The sequence below is a fragment of the Xanthomonas sp. AM6 genome (genome assembly GCF_025665335.1).
GTDB lineage: Bacteria > Pseudomonadota > Gammaproteobacteria > Xanthomonadales > Xanthomonadaceae > Xanthomonas_A.
Window position 1 is genome coordinate 3,376,273 of record NZ_CP106869.1, and the last position, 26,580, is coordinate 3,402,852.

A 26,580-nucleotide genomic window follows, 5' to 3' on the forward strand; every position below is an offset into this window, starting at 1 on the left:
CTATGCCCATCCCCCATTCCGCCTCCTCCGACACCGTGTCCGCGCGCCTGCGCGCGCTGGGCCTGGCGTTGCCGCCGCCGCTGCGCGTGCCCGATGGCGTGATCCTGCCGTTCGCGCCGGTGCACGTGGTCGGCACGCGCGTGCTGATCTCCGGCCACGGCCCGCAACACCCGGACGGGCGCATGGCCGGCGGCGGCCGCATCGGCGAAGACCTGGACGAAGCCCAGGGCTACGCCGCCGCGCGCCAGACCGCGCTGTCGATGCTGGCCAGCCTGGAACGCAGCCTGGGCAGCCTGGACCGCGTCAAGCGCTGGGTGCGCGTGTTCGGCATGGTCCGCTGCGCGCCCGGCTTCCAGCGCCTGCCGAACGTGATCAACGGCTGCTCGGACCTGCTGCTGGCACTGTGGGGGCCGGAACTGGGCCAACATGCACGCAGCGCGGTCGGCATGGCCGAGCTTCCGTTCGGCATCCCGGTCGAGATCGAAGCCGAAGCCGAACTGCACTGAACCGACCGCTGCCTGCCGGAACGCCACCATGGACACTCGCCCGCCCCGTTTCGATCCCACCCGCCGGCAACTGCTGGCCGCGGCCGGCGCCCTGCCGCTGTCGGCCGCGCTGTCCGGCATCGCCGCCGCCGCGCCTGCGCCCGCCGCCGCATCCATTCGCGCAAGCGGCCTGCACGGCCTCGGCAGCGCCTTCGAGATCGCCGGCTGCTACCTCAACGGCGCCTACATGCATCCGGTCAGCACCGCCGCCGCGCAGGCGCAGCGCGGCTTCCTCGACGCGCGGCTGATGAACGCCGGCGCCGACAAGGTCGACATGGGCGGCGACCGCGAGCGCGCGATGGCCGCGCTGGGCCGGCTGCTGCATGCCGAGCGCGACGAACTGGCGTGGATTCCCAGCACCATGGTCGGCGAGAACCTGGTGCTCAACGGCCTCGGCATCCCGCACAGCCGCCAGCGCGTGGTCACCGACGCCTATCACTTCAACGGCTCGCTGTTCATGTACATGGAACTGGCCAAGCGCGGGCTCGACGTGCAGGTGGTGCGCCCGCACGACAACCGCATCCGCCTGCAGGACCTGGACAAGGCCATCACTCCGGGCACGCGCCTGGTCGCGCTGACCCTGGTATCCAGCGTCAACGGCTTCCAGCACGACCTCAAGGCGGTCTGCGAGCTGGCCCACAGCCGCGGCGCGCTGGTCTATGCCGACCTGATCCAGGCCGCCGGCAACACCCCGATCGACCTGCACGGCAGCGGCGTGGATTTCGCCGCCAGTTCCACCTACAAATGGCTGATGGGCGACTTCGGGCTGGGCGTGCTGTACGCGCGCCGCGCCAGCCAGGACGCGCTGCGGCAGACCGTGTGGGGTTACCGCCAGGAAGGCGAAACGGTTTCGCACTTCCTGCCGTTCGACCCGCCCGGCGAGCCGCTGCTGGAGACCCGGGCGATCGGCGGCCTGGCCGGCAAGATCGAAGTCGGCACGCTCAACAATTCCGCCGCCGCCGCGCTGGCGAACTCGCTGGAACTGCTCGAGCGCGTCGGCGTGGACGCCATCCACGCATGGCGGCAACCGCTGCTGGCGCGGCTGCAGGAGGCCGTCCCGCGGCTCGGCTACCAACCGATGACCCCGCCCGATTCCAGCTCCGCGCTGGTGTCCTTCGCCCAGCGCGACGTCGGCAAGCGCCTGGCGCCGAAACTGAAGGCGGCCGGCGTCGCCGTCACCCTGTACCGCAACTACTTCCGCGTGTCGCCGTCGTTCTACAACGGCAGCGACGATGTCGAACGCCTGATCGAGGCCCTGTCATGAAGCGATTCCCGCTATTGCTGTGCGCGTTGCTGCCATGGACCGCGCAGGCGGCGCCGGCGCCGCTGCAGCATTACGGCACCGCGCCCGGCGCGCCGTTTTCCGCGGCGGTGCGCGCCGGCGACACGCTCTACGTCTCCGGCCAGATCGGCACGGCGGCGCAAGGCGGGTTGCCCGAGGACTTCGCGGCGCAGGCCAACAACGCGCTGGACAACGTCGGCCGCGCCCTGGCCCTGGCCGGCGCCGGCATGGACGACGTCGCCAAGTGCACGGTGATGCTGACCGACATGGCGCAATGGCCCGCGTTCAACGCCCTGTACGTGCGCCGCTTCAAGCCCGGCCACCTACCCGCGCGCAGCGCCATCGGCGTCAACGCGCTGGCGCTGGGCGCGAAGGTGGAAATCGAATGCATCGCCTACCTGCCGCAGACCCGACCATGACCGCACGCACAACCCGCTGGCTTTCCCTCGCCCTGTTGCTGACCCCGGCCTGCGCCGCGCTCGCGGCTGCGCCGCCCGCGGAACCGGTGCCGCTGGAGGTGGTGCTCACGCCCAAGGTCGAGGCCGGCCAGGTCGCCGCGCTGCAGGTGCACCTGCACCTGCCCGCGCCCAAGGTCGCGGCAGGCGCGCCGTTGCTGCGGATGCCGGTGGAGCTGGTCTCCACGCCGACCGCCGCCTACAGCGCCGAACAGATCCGGGTGCGCGACGCGCGCGGCGCCTTGCCGCTGCGCGCCATCGACGAAGCCCCGGACCCGTCCGGCAAGTACCGCAACTACCTCGCCACCCGCGCCAGCGTCGGCGACGTCGAGGTCGACTACGCCACGCCGCCGCGCAAGGTCGATGTGGACACCCGCAACGGCCCGCTGTTCGACCTGCGCGCGCAGGACGGCGGCCTGATGGGCGCCGGCGTCTACTTCATGGCGCTGCCGCCGGGCGAAGCGCCGCGCAAGATCCACCTGCGCTGGGACCTGAGCGCGCTGCCGGCCGGCGCGCGCGGCGTGTGGAGCGTCGGCGAAGGCGAACAGCGCACCACCGCGCCGACCGACCTGCTGCGCTTCTCCTACTACGCCGTCGGCACCATGCAGCGGGTGCCGGACAACGACGACGACGTGTTCCACTTCTACTGGATGGACACCCCGCCGTTCGACGCGCAGCTGCTGGCCACGCAGACCGGCCAGCTGTACCGCTACATGGCGCGCTTCTTCGGCGACGACGGCTCGGCCTACCGCGCCTTCGCCCGCCGCAACCCGTATCCGGCCGGCGGCGGCACCGGCCTGGCGCATTCCTTCATGTTCGGCTACGGGCCGCAGGGCCAGACCATCGCCGAAGGCCCGCAGGCGCTGCTGGCGCACGAGATGGCGCACACCTGGCCCAAGCTCGACGGCGAGGAGCATGCGCTCACCGCCTGGTACACCGAAGGCACCGCCGAGTTCTACTCGCTGCTGCTGTCGCTGCGCGCCGGCGTGTACGCCAAGGACGCCTTCCTGCAGGCGATCAACCACCGCGCCGACGGCTACTACGACAACCCCTACCGCGCGCTCGACAACGCCGCGGCCGGCGAACGCTTCTGGAAGGACGCGCGCGCCCAGCGCGTGCCCTACGGCCGCGGCTTCATGTACCTGGCGAGCGTGGATGCGCAGCTGCGCCAGCATGGCCGGCAGGCGCATTCGGTGGACGACCTGGTGCTGGAGGTGCTCAAGCGCCAGCGCGCCGGCGAGACCGTCGGCGTGCCCGAATGGCGCGCGATGGTGGTGCGCGAACTCGGCGCCACCGCCGGCAGCGACTTCGACGCGATGGTCGCCGGCAAACTGATCGTGCCGGCCGCCCCCGCGTTCGGCTGCTACCGCGTGGTACCGGCACCACACCAACCGTTCGAACTGGGCTTCGACCGCATGCGCATGGGCGTGGTCAAGAACCTGCTGCCCGAGTCGGCCGCCGCCCGTGCCGGCGTGCGGGAGAACGACCGCATCGTCGAATACACCCCGCTCGAGCAGGCCATGGCCGACGAACACACCCGCATGCAGCTGAAACTGGAGCGCGACGGCAAGCCGCTGCAGGTGGACTACCTGCCGCGCAGCGCACGCGTGGACGCCTGGCGTTTCGCCGTCGATCCGGCGCTGGCCGCCCGCTGCTCGCTCTGACCCCCACCTGTCGCGACCCTTGCCGATGAAGATGCCACGCCACCTCCGCCTGTTCCTGGCACTCGCCGCGGCCGCGCCGCCGGCCCTGGCCGCGACCGATGCGCCGTACGCGATCACCATCCATGCGCAGGCGGACGCCGCCGGCAGCAGGGTCCAGGCACTGCTGGTGGACGAAGCCATCCCGCTGCCGGCCACACCGGCCGGCGCCACTGTAGTGGCGATGCCGCACGTCACCAGCAACGTGCCCACCATCGCCGGCAGCGTCGGCGAACTGCCGGCGCGCGACGACCGCGGCGCGGTGCAGCTGCGCTACCGCGACCAGGGCGAAGGCCCGGCCCGGCAGCGCCAGTGGTACGCAGAACGCGATATCGCCGGCACCCTGCGCTTTTCCTATCGCGCGACGATGACCGAAGCGCTGGCCGCGCGCGGCGCCGCGCCGCCGATCGAACTGCGCAGCGAGGAAGGCGCCTTCTCCGGCGCCGGCGCCACCTTCCTGCTGCACCCACCCAGCGGCCGCCACGACATCGCCCTGCACTGGGACCTGTCCGCACTGGGCGCAGGCGCGCATGCCGTGAGCAGCCTGCAGGACCGCAACGCCGATGACGTGGACATGGAAGCGCTGGACAGCAGCTACTTCATGGCCGGCAAGATCGGCCTGTATCCGCAGGCGCCCGACGCCACCGGCTTCTTCTCCGCCTGGCAGGGCAACACCCCGTTCGACGCGCAAAAACTGCTGGCATGGACCCAACAACTGCGCCAGCACTACCAGGCCTTCTTCGCCGTGCCGGCCACGCCCTACGGCGTGTTCCTGCGCCGCAACCGGGTGAACCCGGGCGGCGGCATGGGCATGTACAACTCCTTCGTCGTCACCTACGACGACGACCGCGGCAACGACCCGGAACAACTGGAACTGACCCTCGCCCACGAGATGTTCCATACCTTCCAGCCGCGCATGAGCGCCCAGTACGACGGCGAAACGCTGGCCGACGCCTGGTTCAACGAAGGCATGGCCGTGTTCTACCAGGCGCGCCTGCCGTTCCGCTACGGCATGATCGACGCCGACGCGTTCCTGAAGGATCTCAACTACACCGCTGCGCGCTACTACACCAACCTGCTCGGCAACGCCCCGAACAGCGACGTGGCGGCGAAGTTCTGGCAGGACACCCGCATCCGCACCCTGCCCTACGACCGCGGCTTCCTGTACTTCGTCACCGTCGACGACGCCCTGCGCAAGGCCAGCAACGACCGCAAATCGCTGGACGACCTGATGCTGGCGATGCTGCAACGCCAACAGCGCAACAAACAGCTCGGCATCGCCGACTGGGAAGCGGTGCTGCGCGACTCCCTCGGCGAGGACGCCATCAAGCAACTGCACGCCATGCTCGACGGCGCCGCACCGCTACCGGCCAGCGACGCCTTCGGCCCCTGCTTCGAACGCATCTCCCAACCCATGCGCCGCTACGAACTCGGCTTCGCCCCCGCGGTGCTGACCGAATCCCCGCGCATCGTCCGCGACCTGCTCCCCGGCTCGGCCGCCGCCAAGGCCGGCGTGCAAAACGGCGACGAGATCACCCGCCCGGTCGGCCAGGATCAACTACAAGGCGAGCAGGACGGCATCCTCACCCTGCAGCTCCTGCGCGACGGCAAGCCGCTGACGGTCTCGTACAGGCCGCGCGGCGAGACCGTGGCGACGTGGCAGTGGAAGCGCAAGCAGGGCGTTGAGGAAGCCTCTTGCTCGCTGCCCGCCACCATTCACGCAAAATGACCGAGCGTCTTCTGACTGGTCTAAGCGGCTGACGCAGTTCCAGCTGCAAGTACAGGCGGATGGACTTCAAAAAAGCGAATTGTGATTCTGCCAGCCTCCGCTTAACCGCTCTGCGCCACTAACGCGCTACTGACTTCCAAGCAGAACCTCATGTTCTACTGGACCATCGCCGTCAACGTTTGGCCCCTCGACGGCACAATCTATTATCGACAAACGCATACCGGTCAACCGCCAGAGCTTTCGCGGCCTGATCTATGAATAGTGCTAGATGGTCGCGCCGTTCACGCTCCTTTATCGCCCCTTGCCGTCATGAAGACAGCACCAAGCTTCTACGAAATCACAAAATTTTTAGTGAAAGTCGGAGAGGCAGAGTCGTTCTCAAATACGTCGAACTCCACAGCAACCAGCACGTCGCGAAATTTCACAGTTGTATGAGCAAGCCCTGGGCCCAGTGCATATAGCGACTGAGTGCCGTCATGTATCCCAAGAGGAGGCAACCGCTCCCAGTGAGTATTGACCGGCGATATAGGAAAACCCCAGGCAAATGCTTTCTCAGGCTCATCGTCCTGCCGAAACGACCCACGGATGGTCAATTTAATGCTCTGCGACTGGCCAAGCTTAGCAGCCAAGCAATACCGGTCAGGCTCATCGATGCCCTTAGCTCCAATCAATGTTCGCACTTCAGGGCTAAGCAAATTCTGGCGACCAAGGTGTTCTCGCGGATACGCAATCCGATCCCGCGAAATAGCTTGCTTAATGGCATAAACAGCGGGGCCAAGTGCCGCAGCACCGTCACTCTTAAATCGGTCCAAATCAAATTGCGCTGTTGTGATCCCGGCAAGATCAGACAACGTATGAACGATGCCACCTCTTGGCTCAAGGACGAAGGTTCTTCGCATGCCATGAACTCCCGCGAAGTACCCCATTTCCAAAACAACATTGAGCCGAGGAGCGTAGCCCTCAGTCCCGCGCATCTTCATTGGGTCGTCAGGTGCAAAGACGAATACTCCATAAGCATGTGCGCGGACAGCTTCGTCAATAGATTCAAATGTTGCAACCGCAGCGGTGAAAACGTCTTGGCTCCAAATAGTTACGTCGAAATCGTACTGCAACTGGCTCTGAAGAGCCTCTGCTATGGCATGCGCCTCAGCTGATGAACCTATAAAAATTCGCTGCTTCCTGGACATGCTCGGCTCCAAAATGACCTTTGTGCAGTCTAAGCGAAGCTAGTCGTTTCCCCAGCACTGGCGAAAGGAGTGCAGAAGAACTGGGTAATGCCTCCACAACGTGACAGCTTGGGGCTTTGAGCTACAAGGGATCTGTTGCAAGAGGTGCTGCGCTGCCATGGAAGTGCTGGAGGTTGGGTGCGCTGGTCCATCCAACCGCCGCCCCCCAGATTTCACCGGCTCTAAGTCATAAGCACAGATGGTCTGAAACAATTACCGAGCACTTATAACGAAAAAGGCCACCCCGGAAGGGTGACCTAAGTCGTTGAATTTACTGGTGCCGGAAATAGGATACGAACGCCCTTGGGGCACAAGGCTTTCCGCACCTGGTGGGGAATTTCTGCTCAGTCCTCGCGCGACCGCCGCGTCGCCTCGGCCGGCGCCGGCTTCGAAGCAGCAAGCCCGCAAGGCGGCAACCTGCTAGGCCGCCTGGCCTTTACCGTTGAGTATCGTATAGATCTGTTCAGCTTGGCGGAGAATCTGACGGACCCGCTCTACCTGTGCCTTGGTCTCGTTCAGGCTTACGGCATCTTCGAGCTGATAGTCAACAATTTCACGATAATTCCGCGCTGCTTCGAGCGCCAGAACGATCCGACCCTTGGTAATCTTGAGCTGAGCCAACTCTGGATGTACGGCGTCCGTGCGCCATTCCTGAATCCGGCGCTGAAGCTCTCGATGACCAACATGCTGGGCGTCGCGGTCACACTTGGCAGACTCCGGGAGCCGTTCAGCCAACGGGAGCAACGCGTGGAAGGCAGCATAATATGCCCGGCTGGCAGCTGCTCGCAGCTCTGTCTCGTTCGAATTAGACACCGCGAACTTCTTCGCGAAATCACGCAAATCCGTTGCCTCGATTGGCATCTATCAGTCCCCTACTGACATCCCGAGATAAGACCTATCGTAACTACTCCATCAGCTAGAAGCGCCGATTCCTGCTGGGCCAGATGGCCGTAGAGAGACCACTCAAGATCGGATGCCTCTTCAGCTTCGGCCTTCACAACGAAGTTCATCATCACAGAACTGGTCCCGTCATCCCTAGGAGACGACAAGCCGCGCACAGCTGAAGCGGGAGCGCCGCGACTACGCAGGAAGGAGTGAACCTCCCCTACCAGAACGGCCAAAGCCTCAGGATCCACGGAGTTTTGTTCAATCACGAAAGGCGCGGTCAGAAAGTGTTGCTTAGAAAGAATTGCCATCCCCCCTCCCTGTGATTCACCCTCGCGGTCCTCAGGGTACTCAAGCTCAGAAATCGATGTGTCGCCAATAGAATGGCCGGCAGCACTAAGTTCGTCGCGGATGCGCCCAGACTCACTCAGCCAACCGCAATAGCCCAGCGCTTGAGCGATATGAGCGCGCGCAGCAGGCGAAAGAGTCCCCTCATCTGCCACTAGACCTTTGAAGACAGACATCAGTTTCAGAGGCTGACCACTGAATGCAAGCAGATGCAGGTAGCGAACCAGACGCTGCTCACTTCCACCGGTTGCTCGTAGGACGCGATCGTACAGGGCATCGGCGCTACTGAGATCATTGTCCAGAACCGACACCATCGCCTTGACTTCTAACGCACCCAGCGCGTCACTGCGCGAGAGCTTCTCAGCTTCCGCGGCGAGGCGCTTTACATCGAACTCAGTCCAACGGCCCGAGTGAAGGAGCTCGTTCGCGCGATGGAGCAGATCTTTAAGAATCGTCCGCGGGACCGATTGGGCCACGACATCTCTCTTTCGTGAGGGTGTAAAGGCCGCTTCCTAGCGGCCGCCGGAATTATGCCCGGGCCGCCGGCAGATACAAGAGTCTAACGGCCTGGGACGCCCGAAACTTGAACGACAGGTCATCAGTCACGCATCGAGCCTGAACAACAACATGAACGGGCCATCAATTCAGGCTGGTCCAGCGCCGCAAAGCCCAAAACTAGACCCAGACTAGGTGTCATACAACCGGCGCCGGTGCGGCTTGCCAATTCTGTCTACCTAAGCGTCCAAAATGACCCGCACCGTTTCTTACGCGGCAATCCTGTGCTCGTAGAACGGGTGCTGCTTGTCGTCAAAGATGGCGTAGAGCGCGGCCAGGTCGCCCGGGGTCGGGTTGAGCCAGGCGTCGATGTGCTCGGGCTTGATGTTGACGATCGTCCGGTCGTGGCCGGCGGCCGCCACTTCGGGCTCCGGCGCGTCCGTGATCGCCGCGAACGACAGCAGGTCCGGCTCCACGCCGGCCGGGTCGCGCCAGTGCGACCACAGGCACGCAACGAGCATCGGCTCGCCGGTGCGCGGCACGAACTCGATGCGCTGGTTCTTGCCGTCGGTCTCCACGTTCTCGTAGAAGCGGTCCGCCACGATCAGCCCGTGGCTGTAGCCGAACTGGCGGCGCCAGAAGCCCTCCAGGTTGTCCCGGCGGGCGTTGTAGGTGCCGGGGAACTTCCGGTCGTACAGCGCCGGCGTGCCGGCCGGGCGGCACTGGTAGCGCATCGGCTTGACGACGCGCTGGCCACCCTCGACCACCAGCACCGGGCAATACACGCCTGGGAAGATGCGGTTGTCGTCCGCCCCGCGCACGCCCTTGAGCACGTCCAGCCGGCGCTGGGCCTGCGCGATCTTGTTGGTGCCGATGCGCACGTCCTCGCGCGCCTTCTTCGTTTCCTTGACCTGCAGCGCTCGCTCGGCGTCACCGACGCGCCGCTTCTGGTCGAAGATCTCCCGCGTCAGGGCATCGGCCTCGGCCGCGTCGGCCTCGCGGAGGTTCGCCTGCAGCTCCGGCGGCCCGATCTCCAGCAGCTCCCGGATCGTGGCGCGCGGCGCTTTCACCCGTCGCGGCCGCTCCTCCGGCGACCAGAAGGTGCGCACGTACTCGTCGATGTCCATGACGGCGCCGAAAGTGCGCTGGTACTTCTTGAACTCGGCGTACACCTGGGCGCTGTAGCACATGCTATTCGGCCAGCCTCGCCTTGATGGCGTCGACGATCGCGTGCATCCGCTCGGTCACGTGCTCGCAGTCCTCCTGCCGCGCAGCGTCCTCGATCACGTCGGCGTGGCCGGCGAACTCGGCCCAGAAATCGCCGTCGTCGGGGCACTGCTCCAGCATCGCGGGCACCTCGGCTTCGAGGGCGTCCAGCATCTTGTCCAGGTCGGCCCTGGTCTTGGCTTCGGTCTTCATAGGGCAATGCTAGCGCCGGCCTTTGTCTACGAGGGTGAACAAGACCCTGAATGGCTTGGCGGCCGCATCGCGCCTATGCGCCGCAGCACGTATTCCTGGTCCTCCTGGGCGGCCGACGCGACTATCGATGCCTGCCCTTCCGCCAGCACGGCAAGGAACGTGGCCTCCGAGTCGCAGCGATCGACCAGTTCGGGCAGCTCGGCCGCCAGCGCGTCGATGAAGTCGTCCAGCTCGGAGCGTTTCAGGTACATGCGCCGAGGCTGCCGATGCGGCCGTAGCGGGCGTGTGATCAGCCACGCAGCTGCCTGGCGAGCCGCCTTTCTGCCCGCGTGGGCTGCACCCCGGCCAGCTTCTTCCTCGCGCCGGTCGCGACCTCCCAGCGCAGCCGCTCAGCGTGGGCGCTGGCCCAACGATCGACAGAGCGCATCGCCGCGCTGCGGCTGCGGAAGTAGGCGTGCGGGTAGGAGATCGTGTTCTCGTCGTGCCGATTCACATTTGCGATCCACCGCCCGCGGATAGCGGTCTGGCTCACGCCCGCGACGATCTTGCCCGCGCACTTCAGCCAGTCCTGGCCCCAGCGGTTCGTTGGATCCCATGCGAAGTCGTCAGGCAGCTCCATGCTGGCATGCTACCGGCGACGGTCTCAACGGCCGAGACGGGCGGCTGAAGGTTTCAGGAGCCGGCCCGGCGCTGCTCAGGCGCCACGCGGGTTGAGCGGCCACCTTGGCCCCGCGTCCGGCATGGCCAGGATCGCATCGGCGCCGGGCCACAGCTATCAGCGCCTTCCGTGCCGCGATGTGGGAATTCTCCTACCGCCTACGGGACCGGGAACACCCGGGCTTGGTACGTTCCAGCGTCCCAGCCTGTCTGGCCGGTTACCGCCTTCAGGTCGGTCCAAGTCGCGTTGTCGTTCGATCCCTGCAGCACGAAATCGCGCGGGAACCTCCCGGCCACGCCTACTTCATCCGGGGCTCGAATGATCACGAACTCTCTGACCTCCACCGCGTTGCCTGCGCCGAAATCGTACTTGAGCCACTGCGGCAGCGACGCCCCGGTGTTCGTGTACCAGCTGTTCCCGCCCGAGTAGATTTGGTCGAACGCCTCAGCTGGGGTGTTGTCGGGGAAGAATGACGAGGCCGTTGCGGCGCCAGCCGCTGCATCAGCTGGGTTCGTCAACTCGTCCTCCGGCGGCGCTGGATAGTTGGAGCCCCCGGGCACAGAGCGCAGGATCAGCTCATTGAGCCCGGTGTAGTCGCCGAACGCGCCCCCGTTGTTGGCGGTGATGTACAGCCGGATGTAGCGAAATGCCGCTGGCTGCTCGACCGCGGCGCTGCCGGCAGTAATGCCGGGAATCACGCCGGCACCGTCGCGCCGAGGACGTCCCACTCGTCCGCCGCCGCCCTCTTCAAGGTGACCGTTCCGCCCTGCGGGATCGCGAGCGTCCCGCCGGCCGGGGCATTGAGCGTCACGCCTGCGCCGGCCGTCAGCGTCGCAACGCCGGCACCCACGTTCCGCAGGTGCGCTTCCGCGCTCGCTGGCATGGGCTCGGTGGCGTCGGGCTGGACGGTCCATGACTTGGCCGATGCGCTGGTGAGCCTCGTGTACGCGCCGACGTCGCCGGCCACCATGTCGTGAGCCGTGCCTGCGAACGTCGCGACCGGCGCGAACGCCGAGGAAGGCGCGGCCGCGATCTCGTCGATCGCGCCTTGAACGTCGGTCGCAGTCAGCCCCGACGTGCTGTTGTCGTAGGTCACGTCCGCCGCAGCGGGCACGCCACCACCGCCCCCGAGTGGCTCATACGCGGTGCCGTTGAAGGCATACAGGGCGCCGGCCAAGTTGATCGTAATGCCGGCAACCGGCGCATAGGCGTACCAGGTGCCGCCGCGGAACAGCGCGAGGTCGTTCGGATCGAAGCTGGCCCACTGTGCACCGGTGGCACCGGCCGGGATCACGTAGATGTCCCCGTCGTCAGGCGTAGCAGGCTGCGCTGCCACGTCGGCGGCGATCACCAGCCCATTGAGGATTTCCCATCTCAGGGCATTGTCGTTCGCGGGAATGCTGTTCTGGTTCGTGCCGGATTCCCAGACTTCGAACGGGAGGATCGGGGTGCTCATATGGTCTCCGAGACTGCCGGGCCAGGCCCGGTGATGCGGTTGATTGCCGACACGCTGACGACGACGGAGGGACCGAGGCTGCTGGCGTCGATGGTGATGGTCTGGCTGGTGGTGTCCTGGGTGATGGGCGGCAACGCGCCGTCATCGGCGGTGACGCGGAAGCCCTGGAAGTTGATCGAGGCGATCGGGTTGGCCTCGGTGCCAAAGCGGTGCCGCGCCGCCCAGGTCGCAGTGATCGACCCGCCGCTGCGAGACACACGAAGCGACGCCACCGGCCACTCTCGCTGCGACTGTGCAGTCACGACGTGCGACTGTTGTTCGGCCGACTCCGGGCTTTCGCTGCTCGATACGGCGCGATCCACGACGGTCTGTCCGATCAAGCCGCTGGTCACGTTGATGAGCTTCACGCCGGACAGCAGGACGAATCGCGCACCGACCGCGTGCACACTCGGCCCGGTGTTGAGGCGGCCGCGTAGTAGGTCCGACAGAACCCAGTTGCCGGCGCCGTCCTCCTCCACGTCCTTGTACTGGAGGATCTCCCAGCCGCCGCCGGCCTTCTCCAGTGCAAACGCCCCGCCCTCGCTCAAGAAGCTGGATTCGGACAGGTCTTCCAGCACATCGCTCGGGTTGGTCAGCGCGACCACAACGCGGTTCGTGCGGTCCCGGTAGAACTCGCTGGCTGCCGGCACCTCCTGCAGCAGGGTGCCCATGACGGTGCCGCTGGCGTCCTGCAGGACGGAGCCGAAGGTGCTGCCACCGTCCAGGCTTCGCTGCAGGGTTGCGCCATACCACGCATCGCTGATGCCGGACATCGCCGCGTACTCGACCGGGTTCGCCAGATCGTTGATGTCCACCAGCGCAGGGATGTCCAGTATCGCGAGTTGCGTTGCCCCCACGATGCTGCTCGGCGGGGGCGTGGGCTCGGGCAGCGGCACGCCGGTGACGTTCGCGGTGTACGCGCTCTGGCGGTCGTGCCTGCAGGTCAGCTTGATCTCCCCGGCCGCATGTTCATGCTTCTCGATGCGCAGTCGGAAGACGCTGCCGCGCAGTGCCAGGCCGATGTTGTCCGCGGCGACCAGATCAAGGTGCTTGTCAGAGATCGAAAACGGCAGCTCTCCCTCCTGGTCGGTCCATGCAACCTTGTGCAGCTTCACGACGGTCTGCTGCGCCTCAGTGGAATCCATCACCACCGGCACCGACACAGAAGTTTCGCCCGTCACGCGAACGTCCCTGCTGCTGCGAGCGCTTGTCGCCTTCGCAGTCTCGTAGCCGCTGATGGCGTTCTGGTACTCCAGGTGCAGCTTCGCCGGGAACTCGCGCGCGTCCTCTCGCGTCGATGTTTCGGGCTCGTCGATCAAGTCGTCGAAGGTGAGTGTGCGAACAACCGGCTTGCCCCGCTTCGGGAAGTGGATGACCTTGTCGTACTCGCTCGCATCGAAGAAGTACGGGGCACGCAGAGCATTGATCGCCGAGGCGCCCGTGTAACCTCCGGCCAGGACGAACCCCGCGACTGGGTCGGTCAGCTCGGACACGTCATAGTCGCTATCGTTCAGCCCACATCGATCGATAATGTCGGCGACGATGGCCGACAGCGTGTCGGGCACCGCGGTGCCGCTGCCCACGCTCAGACCGTCGTTGAGTGCCATGTAGCGCTGGTTGCCGCTGCCGACTTCGGAGATGAGCGTCAGCCTCTCCATCAGGTTGGTTCTGTAGACGCTGACGCCCAGGCCTGTCGGAGCCACAAGCAAATATCGTCGATCGAACGACAGCGCCGCGGAGAATATCCCCTCTGCAGGCTGCGCCGGGTCTGGATAGCGGTCCAGGACGTACGTTCCCTCCCCCGTTTGCAGGAGGCGGAACACCGTGATGTAGGGCGCGTCAGCGCTCGTGAAATAGAAGAAATCCAGGAACCCCGACCAGTATGCCCCGCGGCTCGCCGCCACACCGAGCAGGGTGAGGTCTTGGAAGAACAGATAGGGCATCGGGTTGGCGGCCTCGACGTTGAAGATGAAGATGTTCGCGCCATTGGTGTGGCAAATCATCCCGCCGTCGGGACGCCACTCCACCAGCCCACCGTTCTCCCCGGACGAATAGACCGCCACCGACTGCCGCAGCAGCAGTACGTCGCCCGGCACCGGCCTGATCAGGAAGATCTTGACCGGCACTTCTCCGGTCACCGAACACCCGATGCGAAGGTTGTTCGTCGGGCAGAAGCGGATGTGGTCCACGTTCGTTTCCGCACCGACCGAGGGGGACGCGAAGAACTCCAGGCCGCTCTCTGTGACGCGGTAGACCATGAGCTTCCGCGTCCCTCGATTGCCCACGGCCATCCACTTCTGATCCGGCGAAAACGCCACGGTGTCGCATGTCCCGTCGGGCACGAGGCCCGTGATCGTGACCGGTAGAAAAGTCTCCGAGACGCGATCGAAGCGGTACACGCGCAGGTACGGAGCGTTGAACCAGCAGCTCGCCGTCAGCGTTCCGTCCGGCGACACGGCCAGCGGCTTGGCCGATGGATTGACGGTGAGGAAGGTGGTCGACGGCTGCTGGTTCAAGTCGTCGTAGGTGCCGGTGAAGTAGGCCTCCGAGGTCACTACCTTGGGAGACCATGTGATGTCGGCATCCCGCGCCACCACCTCGAACCGGTATTGCGGGATGCTGCCGCGGCGGTCGGTCAGATCCGCCTTCGGGAAGACGATGTACGCGCTGCCGCGGTAGGCCGGCGCGTTGCCGATGCCGAGTACCGACTCGATCTCGGAGTCCGACATCTGGTCCTCGCTGCCCAGGTGCAGCACGAAGCGGCTCGCGAACTTCGTGCTGTCCTCCGGGATCGTCGACCCCTCGCGCACGTCATAGACCAGCTTCTCGTCCTCCCAGATGCGCAGGATGCCGCTGATCGGCCCCTCGCAGATCCGGATGGCGAACGACTGGAACAACCGCTCGTATTCGGTGACGGGGCCACCGCCTTTCGCGGCCTGCTCCCGCTCCTTCCGAATGCTCTTTGGGCCGGTCCAGATCAGATTGCCGGCGACAGCCGCGGTGCCGTACACGATCGCACGGTAGGCGCCCTCGGCGGAGGTCTGGATTGCGGTGTCGCCGATCTTCGGCCCCTGCACTACCAGGGGATCGACGACATTCGCGATCGTAGCTCCAACAGCGTAGCCGAGCGCAGGGTTGCCAAAGTAGGCGCCAACGACGGCTCCCACGATAGGAAGAACTTGACGTGCCATCAGGCGATCCGGAAGACGTGGGTGATGCGGAACAGCCACAGCGCGTCAAGGCGCTGCTCGACTACCAGACCCCGTTGGGTGGCGTCCGCGTTTGCGTGGATGATGCTCAGGCCGCCCAGTGGGTGGTCAGCGACGATGGCGACGTGGTGTGGGTTGACGTCGAAGCGCAGCAACAGCACGTCGCCCGCCCGCAGGAACTCGGCCGGCACCGCCCCGACCGCGACCGGCGGCCCGAACGCGCGCGTGGCCGCTTCCACGAGCCCATCGTTGAACGGCTCGCGGCCGTAGTGGCGCTGATCCTGAATCGGCTTGCCGATGTCTCTGCAGGCCAGGACCAACAGGCCGGCGCAGTCCAGGCCGCGGCGAGACCGCCCGCGGTGGCGGAACGGCACGTGCAGGTAGGCGCGCGCGGCCGCAACAAGCGCGGTCATGCCGTCTCGCCTTCGGTGAAGTCCTGCGACGTGCTGCCGCCCAGGCTGGGGCCGACAGAAGCGCCCGGCACGCTGAGCTGGCCAGCGTCGCCGATCGGGATGTGCGGCTCGCCGCGGAAGTGGTTCACCCGCTCCAGCGCCCACCAGCGCAGGCAGCCGTGGTCCGCGTCGTCCCACTGCTTGCTGCAGTCCGGGCGGATCTCGAAGCTGTCGCCTACCTGCATCGGATAGTCGGTCTTGAACGAGAGCGTGACCTCGCCCCCCGCTGTGTTGCTCTCGATCTCGGTGTCGCGACCGGCGTTCAACCCAGTCTTCCAGTACACCTTGCCCGGGGACAGTTCGTCCGCGCCGAACGCCGCCGCCACGTCTGCGGAAGCGAACGTGATGTTCGTCTCCAGCCCAACAGCGGTGATCGTGCCGGCGACCAGCAGGCTCGTGGCGTCGAAGCCACACGGAAAGCGTTGCTCCGGCACGTCGCCGCCGGTGCCGATGGGCTGGCTGCCGAAGGTCGCCCTGCAGGTCAGGGAATCCCGCTCGACCACCGACTGCCGCAGGCGCTTCGTCTTGCCGAACAGCTCTTCGACGAACGATAGGCCGTCGTCGTTGATGGACACGCGCCCGATCTCGCCGGCACCGAGCACGACGTGGCCCTGGCTCAGGTCCTCGTAGTTGACGAGGTAGGCCACCCATCGCGCGTAGTCGTAGACGCCGGCGCGAATGTCTGCCTCGCTGATCGGGAGGTCGAATTCCGGCAGCAGGCCGGTCGCCTCCGCGTTGTCGACGCTCATGTCCATGCCCGCGGCCATCGTGCTGAGCTGCATGCCGATGATCGGCGAATAGGCGACCGCGCCGTCGCCGTCGTCGTACACCACTTCCCGATCGGTCATGACGGCGCCGTAGGGAGCCACGCCGGGACGTACGGACGCTATGCGTAGCAGCACCGTCGTGGTGGTCGCGTCCTGCGCCAGGTGGGCGCGGAGCGCGATGGGGATGTTCCGCGGCATCAGCTCTCTTCCTCCGGCGGCGGCACTTCCAGAAGTTCCACTTGGCCGTTGGTCGCGTTCACGTTGTCCAGGGTGAAAGGCAGGTTGTCCTGGTCAAACCGCACCCACACGTCGAACTCTCCGGTCCAGCGCAGCACGTGGCCGTCTGCCGGTGGCGCCGCGAAGGTCACCGTCCCGCGCTCCATATCGACCACGGGCGAAACCGGCGCGCCGTTGTCGGTGATGGTCGCGGCCACGATCGCGTACACCGGACGTTCGTACGAGATGCCGTCGATCGTGGAAAACTTCGCCAGTTGGAACTTCGTCTGCACGCCGTCGCCGATCGCGAAGATCTCGTTCGCCGCCTGGAAGTCGAGGTAGTCCTTGAACCGGAAGCAGTGCAGCTTCCCGCGGCACACCATGTGCATGCGCTTCAACTCCCGATAGGCCTCCTTCGAGATGTTGAGAAACGGTGCGGTGTAACTGTGCCGCGCGATGCTCCAGTCGGCGTTGCGGCGCTCGCGGCCGTTGGCCATCTCCACGATCCGCGTCGAGAAGTTGGGGCCGCCCTCGAACCCGTAGCCCGGGCACGGCGGCAGATAGGCATCCAGGTACGCCATCAGCTGATCCCTCGCGAGGTGGCGGCGTTCGCCTTCCGGCCGACGTCCGCCGCGATCTGCTGCTTCGACCTACGATCCAGGCGCCCCTGCGTGTTGAAGTTGTTGATCTGCGTAAGGCCCCGGCCGCCGCCGCCGGCAGTGATCGCCTGCGTCTGCGGCGCGGTGTAGACGCGGCCCGCGGTCCTGGGAACGAACATCTCCGGGCCGTCTTCACCGACGAGGTAGGCCCGATCTCCCAGGATGTCGCCGCCGCTCGCCTTGGCGCCGCCGAAGGCGCCGATGATCGTGCCGATCCAGTCGCTCCAGCCGCCGCCCTGCGGGGCGCCAGCTGCCGTGCCGCCGCTCCCACCGAATGCGCCGGCCAACGAGGAAAGCCAACCGCCCGCGGCGCTTCCGCCGTTCTCGCCCTGCTTGCCGAACAGCTTGTCGGCCCAGCCATCCGCCACCATCTTCGCCAGCCGATCGTTGATCGAGTCCAGGAAGTCCATCAGCGCTTCCTTCGCCGAAGAGCTACCGCGAATCAGGTCCTTCGCCGCGTCTGAGAACGAATCGCGGAAGTCATCCTGCAGGTCGATGCTGCGTTGCATCGCCTCGCCTTCTTCGTACAGCTGATCCGAGAGGCGCCCGATCGCGTCGCGCTGGGCCTCGGTGGCGCCGACGCCGAGATAGCGCAGCTCGATCTCGCGCTGACGCTCCTTGTTGCTCTTGCCGAGCAGGTCGATCTCGAACTGCAAGTCGGCCGCGTGGTCCTGGAAGGACTTGGCCTGGTCCGCCACCGCGCGGGCGTAGTCCTCCGACTGCTGGTTGACCTCCTGCTGCGCCGCGCGCTCCAGCTCCAGCAGATCCACCTGCGCCTGCTTGTCCGTCAGGCCCTGCTTCTGTGCCGCGCTGAGCTTCGACAGCTCGCCGCTCTGCAGGTCGAACGCCAGCTTCGCCATCGCGCTACTGTTGCCGTTCAGCGCGATCTGCTGTTCCAGCTGCTCGTTGATGCTCTTGTAGGCCGCGGCGAGCTTGTCGGCTTCCTTCTCGGCCTCGGACTTGCCGCCGCGTCCATCCCCGGACTTAGGGGGCTTCGGAGGATTGAATACTCCCGCGAGATCAACCTGGGTGTCGGCCGGCGTACGCCCTGGCGAATGGCGAGACCTGGTGCCGCCTTGGCGCTTCTTGGTTCCCTTCTCGTTCTCCAGGGGGTCTCCAAATCCCGCAAGGAGGGAGGCATCAACAGTCAGTGAGGCACCGTTGACAATTTGACTCCAATCAAGGCCGACAACGCCTTTGGCAATCTCGGCCAAGCCCTGCAGGGCGATCGTCGTTCCTTGGATACGATCATCCAACCATTGCAGCGGGATCATCGCGACCTCGATCGCGCCGCCAAGAACTCGCAGCACATTCCCGATGTCCTCGGCGACCACCTGCAGCTTCTCGCCATCACGTGCACCGTCGAGGAACTTGTTCTGTAGGTCGACCAGATCGGGAAGAAGATCCGCGGCGACAGCGTTCGCAACGCCGGTGAGGAACAGCTTCATGCGGCTGAGGTTGTCGTTGAATTCCTCGGCGTTGGCCCCGGCTTCGGTGCTGATGACCTGGCCGAACGCGGCCGCCTCGTCGGCTGCATCCCTGAGCCCACTCGACCCGTCCTTCAGCAGCGGGATCAGGTTCTGGAAGCTGCGGCCGAAGATGTTCAGGCCAGCGGCGATGATCTCCGGCGAGCCTTTCTGCTCTTCGAAGACGTCGGCGAAGTCCTTGAAGACGTCGGTCGAGCTACGCAGGTTTCCGGCGGTATCGGCGACCTCGATGCCCAGCGCCTTGAAGATCTTGGCCTGCTGGGACGCCGGGTCCAGCGCCTCCGCCTGCGCCTTCGTCAGGCGCCCGAGCGAGGTCTGCAGGTCGGTCATCGCCACATCGGCCAGGCCGGCGGCGTAGCTGAGCTTGGAGAACTCTTCGGTGGTGGTGCCGGAGCGCTGCGCCGCCTTGCTGATGTCGTCCATCGTGTTGACGGACTGCTGCAGAAGCGCCGCGGTCGCCGTCGCGGCCGTGGCCAGCGCCGCGCCGATGGCGGTGCCGGCGTCCTTGGCCTCCCGCTCGAACTTTTTCAGCCGCTTCGACGCCCGATCCGTGTCGGTGACGAAGCTGCCGGTGCGCATCAGCAGATCGATAACGATGGAACCTGCTGCCATGGGTCTAGCTCCTGAGGGGCGGGCGCAGGCCGAAGGCCCGCATGGTTGCGACGTCGGCGTCTTCGTACCCGGCGAAGGCCGGATCGGGTGCCAGGAAATCCATTGTTGCGTCGAACTTCGCGCCGTTCGAGGCGGCCATCACCGCGGCCGGGCGGTGGAAGCGGTGACGGTCATCGAATGGGTAAAGCAGGTAGTACGCATGCCATGAGTCGATCTCCGACTGCGGCAGCAGATCGATCTCCCAGATGAACTTGCCGAGCGCTAGCCCAAGGGCGTGTCGGAACCACGCGGGCCCTCGCTCGGCGAGTCTTTTTTTTCCTCTTCGACCGTGCGCGACACCGCGATGACGTGCGGGAACAGGACGTTGATCGCGTCGATGGAGAGGGCCTTGGCCTCTTCGTTCGTGAGCGTCGGCCGGCCGCGCGCGTCCTCGCAGAGGCTGCAGGCGATCAGGCGCTGCATCGCGAAGATGCGCACGTTCTCGTCCTCGGAACGGGTGTCGCGCTGGAAGCGGAAGAACTCGCCGCCGGTGACGGGCTTGAACCAGGTGGTGTGCTTCTGGCCATCGGCGAGCGTGATCTCGCGCTCGACCGCGGTGGAAGGAGTGAGGAGGAGCTTTTTGTCCATGCGTCTCTGCCGTAGGTAGGTGGGACGCCGGATGCGCAGCAGCACTCCGCGCAGAGCCGACGCCGTGGGGGTCAGGTCGGCTGCGGGCCGTTCCAGAACGGGCGCTCCGGGCCGGAGCGCTGGATGGTCAGCGTGCCGCGCACGATCTCGTTCGTGGCCACGTCGATGTTCACCTCCGACACGTAGCCGTCGAAGCCGATGGTGGTGCGCAGCGGCGAAGCCGGCGGCACGAAGTGGCCCTCGCTGTCCAGCGTCGGGGCGATGCCGCGGCCGTCGGAGAAGCCGACCATCCACTCCTGGTTGTCGCCGCTGGCCTTCAGATCCCACAGGGTCTGGTGGCTGAAGCTGGACGGGATGAAGTTGAACGGCACCGAGATGGCATTGGGATTGCCGAGGCCGGCCTTGTAGGTCTTGTCCTCCTCGTTGTCGAGGCAGGTGTCCTCGAGCTGATCCTTGGTGCCGCCGCCGATGCCGGTGATGCCGGTCGGGCACGCGAACTTGACGACCTGCTCCACGCTGGAACTCAGCTTGTCGACAAGGTAAAGCTCGGTTCCCTGGGTACGAAGGGTTCCAGCGGTCATTTCGATTCCTCAATGAAAAAGCCGCCTTTCGGCGGCTGGTGGTGGGTATGCCAGCGGCTCAGCGCTGGTCGATGAAGTCGGCCTCAATGCCGACGCGGTACAGCTTCGTGTCGGGGTCGCGGTTGTCGATCACGACCCTGTTGCAGATGAGGACGGCATCCAGTGCGGCGCGCACCGCCAACGCGAGCCGATGCACGTCGCCGTCGCCGGTCTCGCCGCCGCAATAGCAGTCGATCTGCACGCTGGTGAAATCGCCGCACGGCGTGTCGCTCAGGTTGTCGTAGGGCTGGCCGGTGACGATCTGCCAGACGATGTACGGCCGCGCTTCCGTCTGCGCGATCTGGCCGTGCCGGCCGATCCTGTCGCCCACGATCGCGGCCACAGCCGGCGTGCGGATGGTGCGGTAGACCTTGGGGAACATCAGCGGCCCTTGTTCTGTTGTGCCAGCTTCTTCACGACACGATCCAGGCGCGCGACCAAGTCGGTCACCACCACGTTGATGGTCTGCGAGCCTTGCTCGATCACCGTGCGGCGGATGAAGGAACGGGCCGGCTGCTTCACCGAGCCGTATTCCTTGATCTGCGCGGACTTCAGCGTGCTGACCTGCTCCCCCTTGCGGCCGGGGTACATCTTCCGCTTGATGCGGACCAGGTAGCGCTCGCCCTTCCCGCCGATCGGCGCCTTGCCGCGGCTGGTGATGATGTTCTCCGCCAGCAGGCCGGTGGACTCTTCGCCCGGTTCGAGCACGGCCCGCAGGTTCTCGCGCTCCTTGTCGCGCAGGAAGCGCGCGCCCTTCGCCAGCGCCGACTTGACCGGGCCGCCGCGCTTGCTCACCACCTCGGGCGGCAGCGACCGCAGCGTGTTCAAGACGCCGTCGATGCCCTTGATTTCCAGCCCGCTCTTCACCGGTAGAACTCCGCGTCGTCCCCGATCCACGACTGCAGCAGCGCGCCGTCGGCGTCCGGCTGCCCATTGAAGTCGTCGTGGTGCCCCATGCCGATCCCGCCGCGGCCGGGCAGGCCCTTGATGCCGACCACGCGGTGCCCGCCGAACAGGTGGCGATCGCGCGCGCGGCGCCACAGCTCCAGGTCGATGAACTTGGGCCGGGCCTCGCACGCCGCGGCGAATTCCTGCAGCGCGCTGCCGCGCATCGCGGTGCTGCACAGGCTGGCGTGGCCGGTGTTCGCCAGCTGCCGGCAGCGGCGCTGCTGCACGTTGTAGTAGCGCGCCCGATGCTCGCCAACCAGCTCTGCGCGCTCCAGCGCCTGGTCGACGGTGCTGAGCCAGTCGGCCGCGTAGTGGTCGTCGTCTTCGATGATCACCAGCCGCTCGTCGGCGCCAACGGCGGCCAGGCCCTTGAGCAGGTTCCGCGCCTGCGTATTCTGTCCGGGCGCCCAGTGCGGCGACGGACGCACCAGCACCAGCTGCCAGCGGGCGCGCTGGAACGTCACGGGCTGCGGGTCCGGGCCGTCGTCCACGATCACCCATCGCACCATGCCGGTGTAGTCTTGCCGCGCCATCCAGCGCTCGCACAGCGCCCAGGCGGCCGGCCGAGCACCGGTGGCAGTCAGGAGCGTCAGCACCGCGCCACCGCGAAGGTATGCATCGGCAGGCGCCGGCGCGCCACGCCGCGCTCGCCGTGGTCGTTCAGCTCGATGGGAAGCTCGCCGGCGTTCTCGAGCGCCATGCTCTGGAACCCCGCGTCTTGCAACAGCAGGCGCAGGCCGCTCTGGCTGAAGCGGTAGTAGTCGTCCGGGTATCCGTGCTCGGGGAAGGCGAACAGCGTGGTGATCACCAGCAGGCCGCCCGGCTGCAGCACGCGGCGCAGTTCCGGCAGGGCGAGCCAGGGCCGAGCCACGTGCTCCAACACCTCGGAGCAGACGATGCCGCTGAACCGGCCCGACCATTCCGCCGGAAGCTCGTGGATGTCGGCTACCTGGTCGACGCCCTCGCCCGCCTGCATGTCGATGCCGGTCCACTGCCCCGTGGCCAGGTCGCGGTTCGTGCACCACCACGCGGCCGGGTCGTGGATGCGGCTGCCGACTTCCAGCACGTCATCGCCGAGGGCTGGCGCGTGGCGCTCGATGTAGGCGCGGATGCGGCCGCGCACCGAGTTAAGCGGCAATCTGTTCATCGAATTCGAAGCACCTGAGGGCGGAACCGGGGGTGCAGTTCACGACGCGGACGTGCGGGTGCTGCCGCGCCCACTGTGCGAACTGCTGCTTGTGGATCTCGCGCCGTGCCGGCGCCGTGTTGGTGAGGCCGTTGGTGTACGGCCCGAAGAAGTGAGAGCCCTGCAGATCGAAGCCGTGCAGACGGACCAGCGTGGCACCCAGGTGGGCCGCAACTGCCAGCGCGAGCACGCCGCTGTTCCAGTTGGTCAGCGCGCCGGCCAGCTGATGCACGCCCGCGATCCGATGACTGCTGTAGCGTTCGCCGGCGAACTCGCGAGCCGCCGGGTACTTGTCCCACCACTGCCGATCGCTGGCCGCCAGGAACTCCGCCCACGGTGCCAGTTCGAAGGCGTTGCTCACGACACCGACGCGGCGCGCGCGCAGTCGCTCCGCCAGTTCAGCCGATGCGCTCGGCCCTGGCCCCAGAAGGTCGATCTCGATCATTGGCCGTCGTTGACCCCGGCCGACACGGGGATGGTGATGTACTCCAGCCCCGAGGCCTTGTCCGGCAGCAGGCCGGCGATGTTGTAGACCTGGCCGCGGTGCAGGATCCGCATCGTCGGCGCGAGGCCGGCTCGGTAGCGGATGGTGATCCGCGCCGTCACCGCGGCCTGAGTCTGGCTGGACTGGACGAACTCGCGCGCCGACAGCGGCTCCACCGCCGCCCAGACCGTGGCCACGTCGACCCATGCAGTCTGCGACACGCCGTCGCTGTCCCTGGTCGTCTCCTGCTGCTGGATCAGCACCCGGTGCCGAAGCTCGCCCGCCGCCACGTTGCTCATCAGGCCACCGTCGTGCGGCGCAGCGGCGCCAGCTGTGCGGTGGCGGCCCTCGACAGCACGTAGCCATAACCGGCGTCGGCCGGGACGACGTTGTCGCCCTCGCCTTCCCGGTAGCGGTACTGCGAAGCCAGCTCCAGCAGCGTGGCGGCGATCACCGAGGGGTGCAGGATCAGCGCGCCATTGCTGTCCTCGGCCGGCAGCGGGATGCCGGCGCTGTCGCGCACCAGGTCGCCGTTCGAATCGCGCAGCAGCACGTACAGGCGCCACTCCTGCTTCAGCCATGCCGCGACCGAGGCCGACACGGCCGGGATCCAGATGGCCAGCCAGCGATCATCGGCGCCGCTGTCGATGCGCAGATGCTCGCGGGCATCTGCCGCGGTGACGAAATCAGCCATTGCCGGCTCCCAGCTTCACCGGCTCGGCCGGCACGCGCACGCTCTTGCCGTCCTTGCCGTCGCGGCCCTTGCGAGCGGCCAGCGCCCAGTCCTGCTCGTTCTCCATGCACGGCCGCGAGGCGTTGTCGCGCTTGGCGATCCACAGCGCGCCGTCGTGGGTGATGGACTGGCCGGCTTTCGTGCCCAGGCCCTCGCGCCAGAAGCCGCGGTGGACCATATACGGCAGCACCAGCTCGTTCCGCCGCTCCCCGGCGGCCAGGGTGATGACGAAGCCGCGCTCGGCGTCGTAGTGCCCGGCCGCCGATTCGAAGCCGATGCCATCGCGGCCGTCTTCGCCCACTACCTTGCCGAGCTTGATGGCTTCGCCCTTCGTGGTGGTGACCACCAACTCGCCGGTGCGGTCGATCATCGCGCCGGCCAGGCCGACGCCGTCGGCGCCATCCTTCGGCGGGTGCGCGGCCAGATGCTTGGCGACCTGTGTGGCGATCTGCTCTTCGCTCACCGGATCAGCATCGCGGCCGTCCTTCGGCGCGGGAAGCGCGGCGACCGCGGCTGCGACGGCCTTCTCGATCGTAGCCGGATCCGCGTCCCTGCCGTGCTGCACCGGATTGGCTTCGAAGTGCTTCGCCACAGCATCGGTCGTTGCCAGGTCCACCAGCGTCTGCAGCCGATCCGACGCCAGCAGCTTCGCCACTACCGCATCGGCGATCGTGTCGACGTCCACCGGTTCGGCATCGCGGCCGTCGCGGGGCGGATGCTGCTCGAGGTGGCGTGCCACCTGCGCCGCCACCTGCTCATCCGAGACGGGCTCGGCATCCTTGCCGTCCTTCGGCGGCGGCAGCGCGGCCATGGCCTCCGCCACCATCTTCGCCACCAGCGCCGGATCCGCGTCGGCGCCGGGCTCGCCCTTCTCCGGCGCGCGCGCCTCAAGCGCCGCGACTTGGCGCTGCACCGGCGCCAGCGCCTCGCGGATGAGGCGGGCCAGCTCCTTGCCGAACTCGATCGGATCACTCATTGCACAGCACCTCGGCTCGGGCGGCCGCGATGGCCTTCATCATGAAAAGCTGGTGGCGCAGCTCGCGCACCTCGTCGGTGTCGGCTGGCGGCGGCGCGTCGGCCGGCTCCGCGGGGGCTGGCTCGGCAGCCGACGGCGGAGCGATCTTGTTGAGCCGCACCTGGTCGAGCGGATAGTCCTGCTGCTGCATGTAGACCGTGTCGCCGCCGATCAGGCCGCGGAGCCCGAAGGCCAGTCGCCCCTCGTTGGGGGTTTCGATGCCACCGCCGACCAACTTCGTGTGCACGTCGGCCTGCTTGCCCACGTCCATTCGCAGGAGCGGCTCCAGGTCCAGCTCCACGCCCTGCGGCCGGCTGATGCCGAGGCCTTCGTCCAACAACGCTTCGATTGCCTCGATGTGCGCCTGCAGGGCGTCGGCGTAGTACAGCTGGTTGATGTCGTCGACCTTCATGCCGGCCGGGATGGAGCCGATACCGATCTTGAACGGCGGCACGCCGAAGGGCTGGCACACCTGCTCGTCGGAGTAACGCATCTGCTCGACCAGCTGCGAGTCCGCGGCCTTGAAGCCGAACGGGGTGAACTTCATGTCCGCGCCGACCACCGCGACCTTGCCGGCGTTGAAACCCTGGAAGTTGGTGTTCCAGTAGTCCTTCACCAGCTGCGCGTCCTCGTCGGACATGCCGGCCGGCGCCGTCAGGATGCCGCCCGGGTTCGCGCCGTTGCTGAAGAACGTGGTCGAGTCCTTCAGGATCTTGAGATTCTTCACCGCAGGCCAGTGCGCCGCGCACAGCGGCGGCACGCCGATCAGCTGGTGGTGGAAGCAGTTCATCCGGTCGTGGATGATCTCGCTCGCCGGAACGATCAGCTGCTCGCCCGGGTAGTTCGCGGGCAGCAGGTTCGACCCGGTGCCGTAGTTGATCTGGTAGAAGACGTCGCCGCTGTCGGACACCATCGGCTGCACGCGGCACGGATCCAGCACCCACAGCCGCGTCACCACGCGGCGATCATCGCGCCCCTTCAGCACGTAGGTGTTGCCCTGGATCAGCTTCGACAGCAGCCAGGCCTCGCGGAACTGCTGCGCCGTCTGGTAGGCGTTCGGCTTGCGCAGCACCGGCCAGTACGCCGTGTTCGCGGTGTCGATCGACCAGATGCCGTTGACGTCCTCGATCTTCAGCAGGAACGGCAGCTTGCCGATGTCCGAGGCGATGCGGTTCAGGCAGCCGTAGAGCGTCGGATAGCACAGCACCGTGCTCTGCCGCTCCTCCATGTTGCGCTGCCAGGCGCCGGTGAACGGCTCCTGGACCATCAACGTGTGCCAGTCATCCCGCCCCGGAGCAGCGACGGCAGGCGTCAGCGCCTTCAGATAG

General features: G+C 66.6%; 31 protein-coding genes. 6 read left to right on the plus strand and 25 right to left on the minus strand.

The window, feature by feature from the left end:
- Positions 1-2: 2 nt before the first annotated feature.
- From OCJ37_RS14155 to OCJ37_RS14175, 5 genes are read left to right on the plus strand one after another with little or no spacing between them, the layout of a single operon-like run.
- On the plus strand, positions 3-506 hold the full coding sequence (locus OCJ37_RS14155; RefSeq protein ID WP_263110253.1) for a RidA family protein: 504 nt from the start codon (positions 3-5) through the stop codon (positions 504-506).
- A gap of 28 nt (positions 507-534) precedes the next feature.
- Positions 535-1,809 (plus strand): aminotransferase class V-fold PLP-dependent enzyme, encoded by a 1,275-nt coding sequence (locus OCJ37_RS14160; protein ID WP_263110255.1) that lies wholly within the window; start codon positions 535-537, stop codon positions 1,807-1,809.
- Positions 1,806-2,246 (plus strand): RidA family protein, encoded by a 441-nt coding sequence (locus OCJ37_RS14165; RefSeq protein ID WP_263110257.1) that lies wholly within the window; start codon positions 1,806-1,808, stop codon positions 2,244-2,246. Before OCJ37_RS14160 ends, OCJ37_RS14165 begins: the two co-directional genes overlap by 4 nt.
- Positions 2,243-3,946: a M61 metallopeptidase family protein gene (locus tag OCJ37_RS14170; protein WP_263110259.1), complete on the plus strand. Its 1,704-nt coding sequence runs from the start codon at positions 2,243-2,245 to the stop codon at positions 3,944-3,946. Before OCJ37_RS14165 ends, OCJ37_RS14170 begins: the two co-directional genes overlap by 4 nt.
- Positions 3,947-3,977: 31 nt before the next feature.
- Positions 3,978-5,711 (plus strand): M61 family metallopeptidase, encoded by a 1,734-nt coding sequence (locus OCJ37_RS14175; RefSeq protein WP_263110261.1) that lies wholly within the window; start codon positions 3,978-3,980, stop codon positions 5,709-5,711.
- A 329-nt stretch (positions 5,712-6,040) separates the two neighbouring features.
- Here OCJ37_RS14175 and OCJ37_RS14180 read toward each other — a convergent pair whose 3' ends face one another.
- Complete coding sequence (locus tag OCJ37_RS14180; protein ID WP_263110262.1) at positions 6,041-6,898, minus strand: TIR domain-containing protein; 858 nt, start codon at positions 6,896-6,898, stop codon at positions 6,041-6,043.
- A gap of 342 nt (positions 6,899-7,240) precedes the next feature.
- Between OCJ37_RS14180 and OCJ37_RS14185 the strand changes: the two genes are divergently transcribed.
- Positions 7,241-7,816 (plus strand): hypothetical protein, encoded by a 576-nt coding sequence (locus OCJ37_RS14185; RefSeq protein ID WP_263110264.1) that lies wholly within the window; start codon positions 7,241-7,243, stop codon positions 7,814-7,816.
- Here the strand turns inward: OCJ37_RS14185 and OCJ37_RS14190 are convergent.
- The 24 genes from OCJ37_RS14190 to OCJ37_RS14305 form a co-directional block, all read right to left on the minus strand.
- Positions 7,810-8,646 carry a hypothetical protein gene (locus tag OCJ37_RS14190; RefSeq protein ID WP_263110265.1) on the minus strand — a complete coding sequence of 279 codons (837 nt, stop codon included), beginning with the start codon at positions 8,644-8,646 and terminating at the stop codon, positions 7,810-7,812. The genes OCJ37_RS14185 and OCJ37_RS14190 overlap by 7 nt on opposite strands.
- A 288-nt stretch (positions 8,647-8,934) precedes the next feature.
- Positions 8,935-9,855 carry an SOS response-associated peptidase family protein gene (locus OCJ37_RS14195; protein ID WP_263110267.1) on the minus strand — a complete coding sequence of 307 codons (921 nt, stop codon included), beginning with the start codon at positions 9,853-9,855 and terminating at the stop codon, positions 8,935-8,937.
- Position 9,856: 1 nt separating this feature from the next.
- Positions 9,857-10,084 carry a BAR domain-containing protein gene (locus OCJ37_RS14200; RefSeq protein ID WP_263110269.1) on the minus strand — a complete coding sequence of 76 codons (228 nt, stop codon included), beginning with the start codon at positions 10,082-10,084 and terminating at the stop codon, positions 9,857-9,859.
- A gap of 26 nt (positions 10,085-10,110) precedes the next feature.
- Complete coding sequence (locus tag OCJ37_RS14205; protein WP_263110271.1) at positions 10,111-10,335, minus strand: hypothetical protein; 225 nt, start codon at positions 10,333-10,335, stop codon at positions 10,111-10,113.
- A gap of 38 nt (positions 10,336-10,373) precedes the next feature.
- Positions 10,374-10,703, minus strand: coding sequence for a hypothetical protein (locus OCJ37_RS14210; protein WP_263110272.1), 330 nt, complete (start codon positions 10,701-10,703; stop codon positions 10,374-10,376).
- 197 nt (positions 10,704-10,900) lie between these two features.
- Positions 10,901-11,440 carry a discoidin domain-containing protein gene (locus OCJ37_RS14215; protein WP_263110274.1) on the minus strand — a complete coding sequence of 180 codons (540 nt, stop codon included), beginning with the start codon at positions 11,438-11,440 and terminating at the stop codon, positions 10,901-10,903.
- Positions 11,437-12,198 carry a DUF2793 domain-containing protein gene (locus OCJ37_RS14220; protein ID WP_263110276.1) on the minus strand — a complete coding sequence of 254 codons (762 nt, stop codon included), beginning with the start codon at positions 12,196-12,198 and terminating at the stop codon, positions 11,437-11,439. Before OCJ37_RS14220 ends, OCJ37_RS14215 begins: the two co-directional genes overlap by 4 nt.
- On the minus strand, positions 12,195-15,428 hold the full coding sequence (locus tag OCJ37_RS14225) for a phage tail protein (protein ID WP_263110278.1): 3,234 nt from the start codon (positions 15,426-15,428) through the stop codon (positions 12,195-12,197). Before OCJ37_RS14225 ends, OCJ37_RS14220 begins: the two co-directional genes overlap by 4 nt.
- Positions 15,428-15,859: a C40 family peptidase gene (locus tag OCJ37_RS14230; RefSeq protein WP_263110280.1), complete on the minus strand. Its 432-nt coding sequence runs from the start codon at positions 15,857-15,859 to the stop codon at positions 15,428-15,430. Before OCJ37_RS14230 ends, OCJ37_RS14225 begins: the two co-directional genes overlap by 1 nt.
- Positions 15,856-16,863, minus strand: coding sequence for a phage/gene transfer agent baseplate hub protein (locus tag OCJ37_RS14235; RefSeq protein WP_263110281.1), 1,008 nt, complete (start codon positions 16,861-16,863; stop codon positions 15,856-15,858). The genes OCJ37_RS14230 and OCJ37_RS14235 overlap by 4 nt, the downstream gene beginning before the upstream one ends.
- Positions 16,863-17,462 carry a DUF2460 domain-containing protein gene (locus OCJ37_RS14240; protein WP_263110283.1) on the minus strand — a complete coding sequence of 200 codons (600 nt, stop codon included), beginning with the start codon at positions 17,460-17,462 and terminating at the stop codon, positions 16,863-16,865. The genes OCJ37_RS14235 and OCJ37_RS14240 overlap by 1 nt, the downstream gene beginning before the upstream one ends.
- Positions 17,462-19,639, minus strand: coding sequence for a hypothetical protein (locus tag OCJ37_RS14245; RefSeq protein WP_263110285.1), 2,178 nt, complete (start codon positions 19,637-19,639; stop codon positions 17,462-17,464). The genes OCJ37_RS14240 and OCJ37_RS14245 overlap by 1 nt, the downstream gene beginning before the upstream one ends.
- Positions 19,640-19,643: 4 nt before the next feature.
- A complete protein-coding gene (locus tag OCJ37_RS14250; protein WP_263110287.1) occupies positions 19,644-19,778 on the minus strand; it encodes a hypothetical protein in 135 nt (44 codons plus the stop codon).
- 122 nt (positions 19,779-19,900) lie between these two features.
- Positions 19,901-20,266 (minus strand): hypothetical protein, encoded by a 366-nt coding sequence (locus OCJ37_RS14255; RefSeq protein WP_263110288.1) that lies wholly within the window; start codon positions 20,264-20,266, stop codon positions 19,901-19,903.
- A gap of 71 nt (positions 20,267-20,337) precedes the next feature.
- Complete coding sequence (locus OCJ37_RS14260) at positions 20,338-20,847, minus strand: phage tail tube protein (RefSeq protein ID WP_263110290.1); 510 nt, start codon at positions 20,845-20,847, stop codon at positions 20,338-20,340.
- Between the two features lie 58 nt (positions 20,848-20,905).
- Positions 20,906-21,268 carry a DUF3168 domain-containing protein gene (locus tag OCJ37_RS14265; RefSeq protein ID WP_263110292.1) on the minus strand — a complete coding sequence of 121 codons (363 nt, stop codon included), beginning with the start codon at positions 21,266-21,268 and terminating at the stop codon, positions 20,906-20,908.
- Positions 21,268-21,753, minus strand: a complete 486-nt coding sequence (locus OCJ37_RS14270) for an HK97-gp10 family putative phage morphogenesis protein (RefSeq protein WP_263110294.1) — start codon at positions 21,751-21,753, stop codon at positions 21,268-21,270. The genes OCJ37_RS14265 and OCJ37_RS14270 overlap by 1 nt, the downstream gene beginning before the upstream one ends.
- Entirely contained in the window at positions 21,750-22,430 is a 681-nt protein-coding gene (locus OCJ37_RS14275; protein WP_263110296.1) for a hypothetical protein, read from the minus strand. Before OCJ37_RS14275 ends, OCJ37_RS14270 begins: the two co-directional genes overlap by 4 nt.
- Entirely contained in the window at positions 22,424-22,972 is a 549-nt protein-coding gene (locus OCJ37_RS14280) for a methyltransferase domain-containing protein (protein ID WP_263110298.1), read from the minus strand. The genes OCJ37_RS14275 and OCJ37_RS14280 overlap by 7 nt, the downstream gene beginning before the upstream one ends.
- Entirely contained in the window at positions 22,962-23,465 is a 504-nt protein-coding gene (locus OCJ37_RS14285; protein ID WP_263110300.1) for a hypothetical protein, read from the minus strand. The genes OCJ37_RS14280 and OCJ37_RS14285 overlap by 11 nt, the downstream gene beginning before the upstream one ends.
- Positions 23,462-23,803 carry a phage head closure protein gene (locus OCJ37_RS14290; protein WP_263110302.1) on the minus strand — a complete coding sequence of 114 codons (342 nt, stop codon included), beginning with the start codon at positions 23,801-23,803 and terminating at the stop codon, positions 23,462-23,464. The genes OCJ37_RS14285 and OCJ37_RS14290 overlap by 4 nt, the downstream gene beginning before the upstream one ends.
- Positions 23,803-24,198 carry a head-tail connector protein gene (locus tag OCJ37_RS14295; protein ID WP_263110304.1) on the minus strand — a complete coding sequence of 132 codons (396 nt, stop codon included), beginning with the start codon at positions 24,196-24,198 and terminating at the stop codon, positions 23,803-23,805. The genes OCJ37_RS14290 and OCJ37_RS14295 overlap by 1 nt, the downstream gene beginning before the upstream one ends.
- Positions 24,191-25,213 carry a hypothetical protein gene (locus tag OCJ37_RS14300; RefSeq protein WP_263110306.1) on the minus strand — a complete coding sequence of 341 codons (1,023 nt, stop codon included), beginning with the start codon at positions 25,211-25,213 and terminating at the stop codon, positions 24,191-24,193. Before OCJ37_RS14300 ends, OCJ37_RS14295 begins: the two co-directional genes overlap by 8 nt.
- Positions 25,206-26,519 (minus strand): phage portal protein, encoded by a 1,314-nt coding sequence (locus tag OCJ37_RS14305; RefSeq protein WP_263110308.1) that lies wholly within the window; start codon positions 26,517-26,519, stop codon positions 25,206-25,208. The genes OCJ37_RS14300 and OCJ37_RS14305 overlap by 8 nt, the downstream gene beginning before the upstream one ends.
- Positions 26,520-26,580: the final 61 nt, after the last annotated feature.

Bases quoted from the DNA above. Each gene is read 5' to 3' on its own strand.
- OCJ37_RS14255 (WP_263110288.1), bottom strand. From the start codon at position 20,266: ATGGACAAAAAGCTCCTCCTCACTCCTTCCACCGCGGTCGAGCGCGAG.
- OCJ37_RS14225 (WP_263110278.1), bottom strand. From the start codon at position 15,428: ATGGCACGTCAAGTTCTTCCTATCGTGGGAGCCGTCGTTGGCGCCTAC.
- OCJ37_RS14230 (WP_263110280.1), bottom strand. From the start codon at position 15,859: ATGACCGCGCTTGTTGCGGCCGCGCGCGCCTACCTGCACGTGCCGTTC.
- OCJ37_RS14265 (WP_263110292.1), bottom strand. From the start codon at position 21,268: ATGTTCCCCAAGGTCTACCGCACCATCCGCACGCCGGCTGTGGCCGCG.
- OCJ37_RS14260 (WP_263110290.1), bottom strand. From the start codon at position 20,847: ATGACCGCTGGAACCCTTCGTACCCAGGGAACCGAGCTTTACCTTGTC.
- OCJ37_RS14250 (WP_263110287.1), bottom strand. From the start codon at position 19,778: ATGGCCGCCTCGAACGGCGCGAAGTTCGACGCAACAATGGATTTCCTG.
- OCJ37_RS14300 (WP_263110306.1), bottom strand. From the start codon at position 25,213: ATGAGTGATCCGATCGAGTTCGGCAAGGAGCTGGCCCGCCTCATCCGC.
- OCJ37_RS14180 (WP_263110262.1), bottom strand. From the start codon at position 6,898: ATGTCCAGGAAGCAGCGAATTTTTATAGGTTCATCAGCTGAGGCGCAT.
- OCJ37_RS14235 (WP_263110281.1), bottom strand. From the start codon at position 16,863: ATGCCGCGGAACATCCCCATCGCGCTCCGCGCCCACCTGGCGCAGGAC.
- OCJ37_RS14290 (WP_263110302.1), bottom strand. From the start codon at position 23,803: ATGAGCAACGTGGCGGCGGGCGAGCTTCGGCACCGGGTGCTGATCCAG.
- OCJ37_RS14220 (WP_263110276.1), bottom strand. From the start codon at position 12,198: ATGAGCACCCCGATCCTCCCGTTCGAAGTCTGGGAATCCGGCACGAAC.
- OCJ37_RS14170 (WP_263110259.1), top strand. From the start codon at position 2,243: ATGACCGCACGCACAACCCGCTGGCTTTCCCTCGCCCTGTTGCTGACC.
- OCJ37_RS14195 (WP_263110267.1), bottom strand. From the start codon at position 9,855: ATGTGCTACAGCGCCCAGGTGTACGCCGAGTTCAAGAAGTACCAGCGC.
- OCJ37_RS14210 (WP_263110272.1), bottom strand. From the start codon at position 10,703: ATGGAGCTGCCTGACGACTTCGCATGGGATCCAACGAACCGCTGGGGC.
- OCJ37_RS14160 (WP_263110255.1), top strand. From the start codon at position 535: ATGGACACTCGCCCGCCCCGTTTCGATCCCACCCGCCGGCAACTGCTG.
- OCJ37_RS14285 (WP_263110300.1), bottom strand. From the start codon at position 23,465: ATGATCGAGATCGACCTTCTGGGGCCAGGGCCGAGCGCATCGGCTGAA.
- OCJ37_RS14200 (WP_263110269.1), bottom strand. From the start codon at position 10,084: ATGAAGACCGAAGCCAAGACCAGGGCCGACCTGGACAAGATGCTGGAC.
- OCJ37_RS14245 (WP_263110285.1), bottom strand. From the start codon at position 19,639: ATGGCAGCAGGTTCCATCGTTATCGATCTGCTGATGCGCACCGGCAGC.
- OCJ37_RS14175 (WP_263110261.1), top strand. From the start codon at position 3,978: ATGCCACGCCACCTCCGCCTGTTCCTGGCACTCGCCGCGGCCGCGCCG.
- OCJ37_RS14240 (WP_263110283.1), bottom strand. From the start codon at position 17,462: ATGGCGTACCTGGATGCCTATCTGCCGCCGTGCCCGGGCTACGGGTTC.
- OCJ37_RS14205 (WP_263110271.1), bottom strand. From the start codon at position 10,335: ATGTACCTGAAACGCTCCGAGCTGGACGACTTCATCGACGCGCTGGCG.
- OCJ37_RS14155 (WP_263110253.1), top strand. From the start codon at position 3: ATGCCCATCCCCCATTCCGCCTCCTCCGACACCGTGTCCGCGCGCCTG.
- OCJ37_RS14295 (WP_263110304.1), bottom strand. From the start codon at position 24,198: ATGGCTGATTTCGTCACCGCGGCAGATGCCCGCGAGCATCTGCGCATC.
- OCJ37_RS14165 (WP_263110257.1), top strand. From the start codon at position 1,806: ATGAAGCGATTCCCGCTATTGCTGTGCGCGTTGCTGCCATGGACCGCG.
- OCJ37_RS14305 (WP_263110308.1), bottom strand. From the start codon at position 26,519: ATGGTCCAGGAGCCGTTCACCGGCGCCTGGCAGCGCAACATGGAGGAG.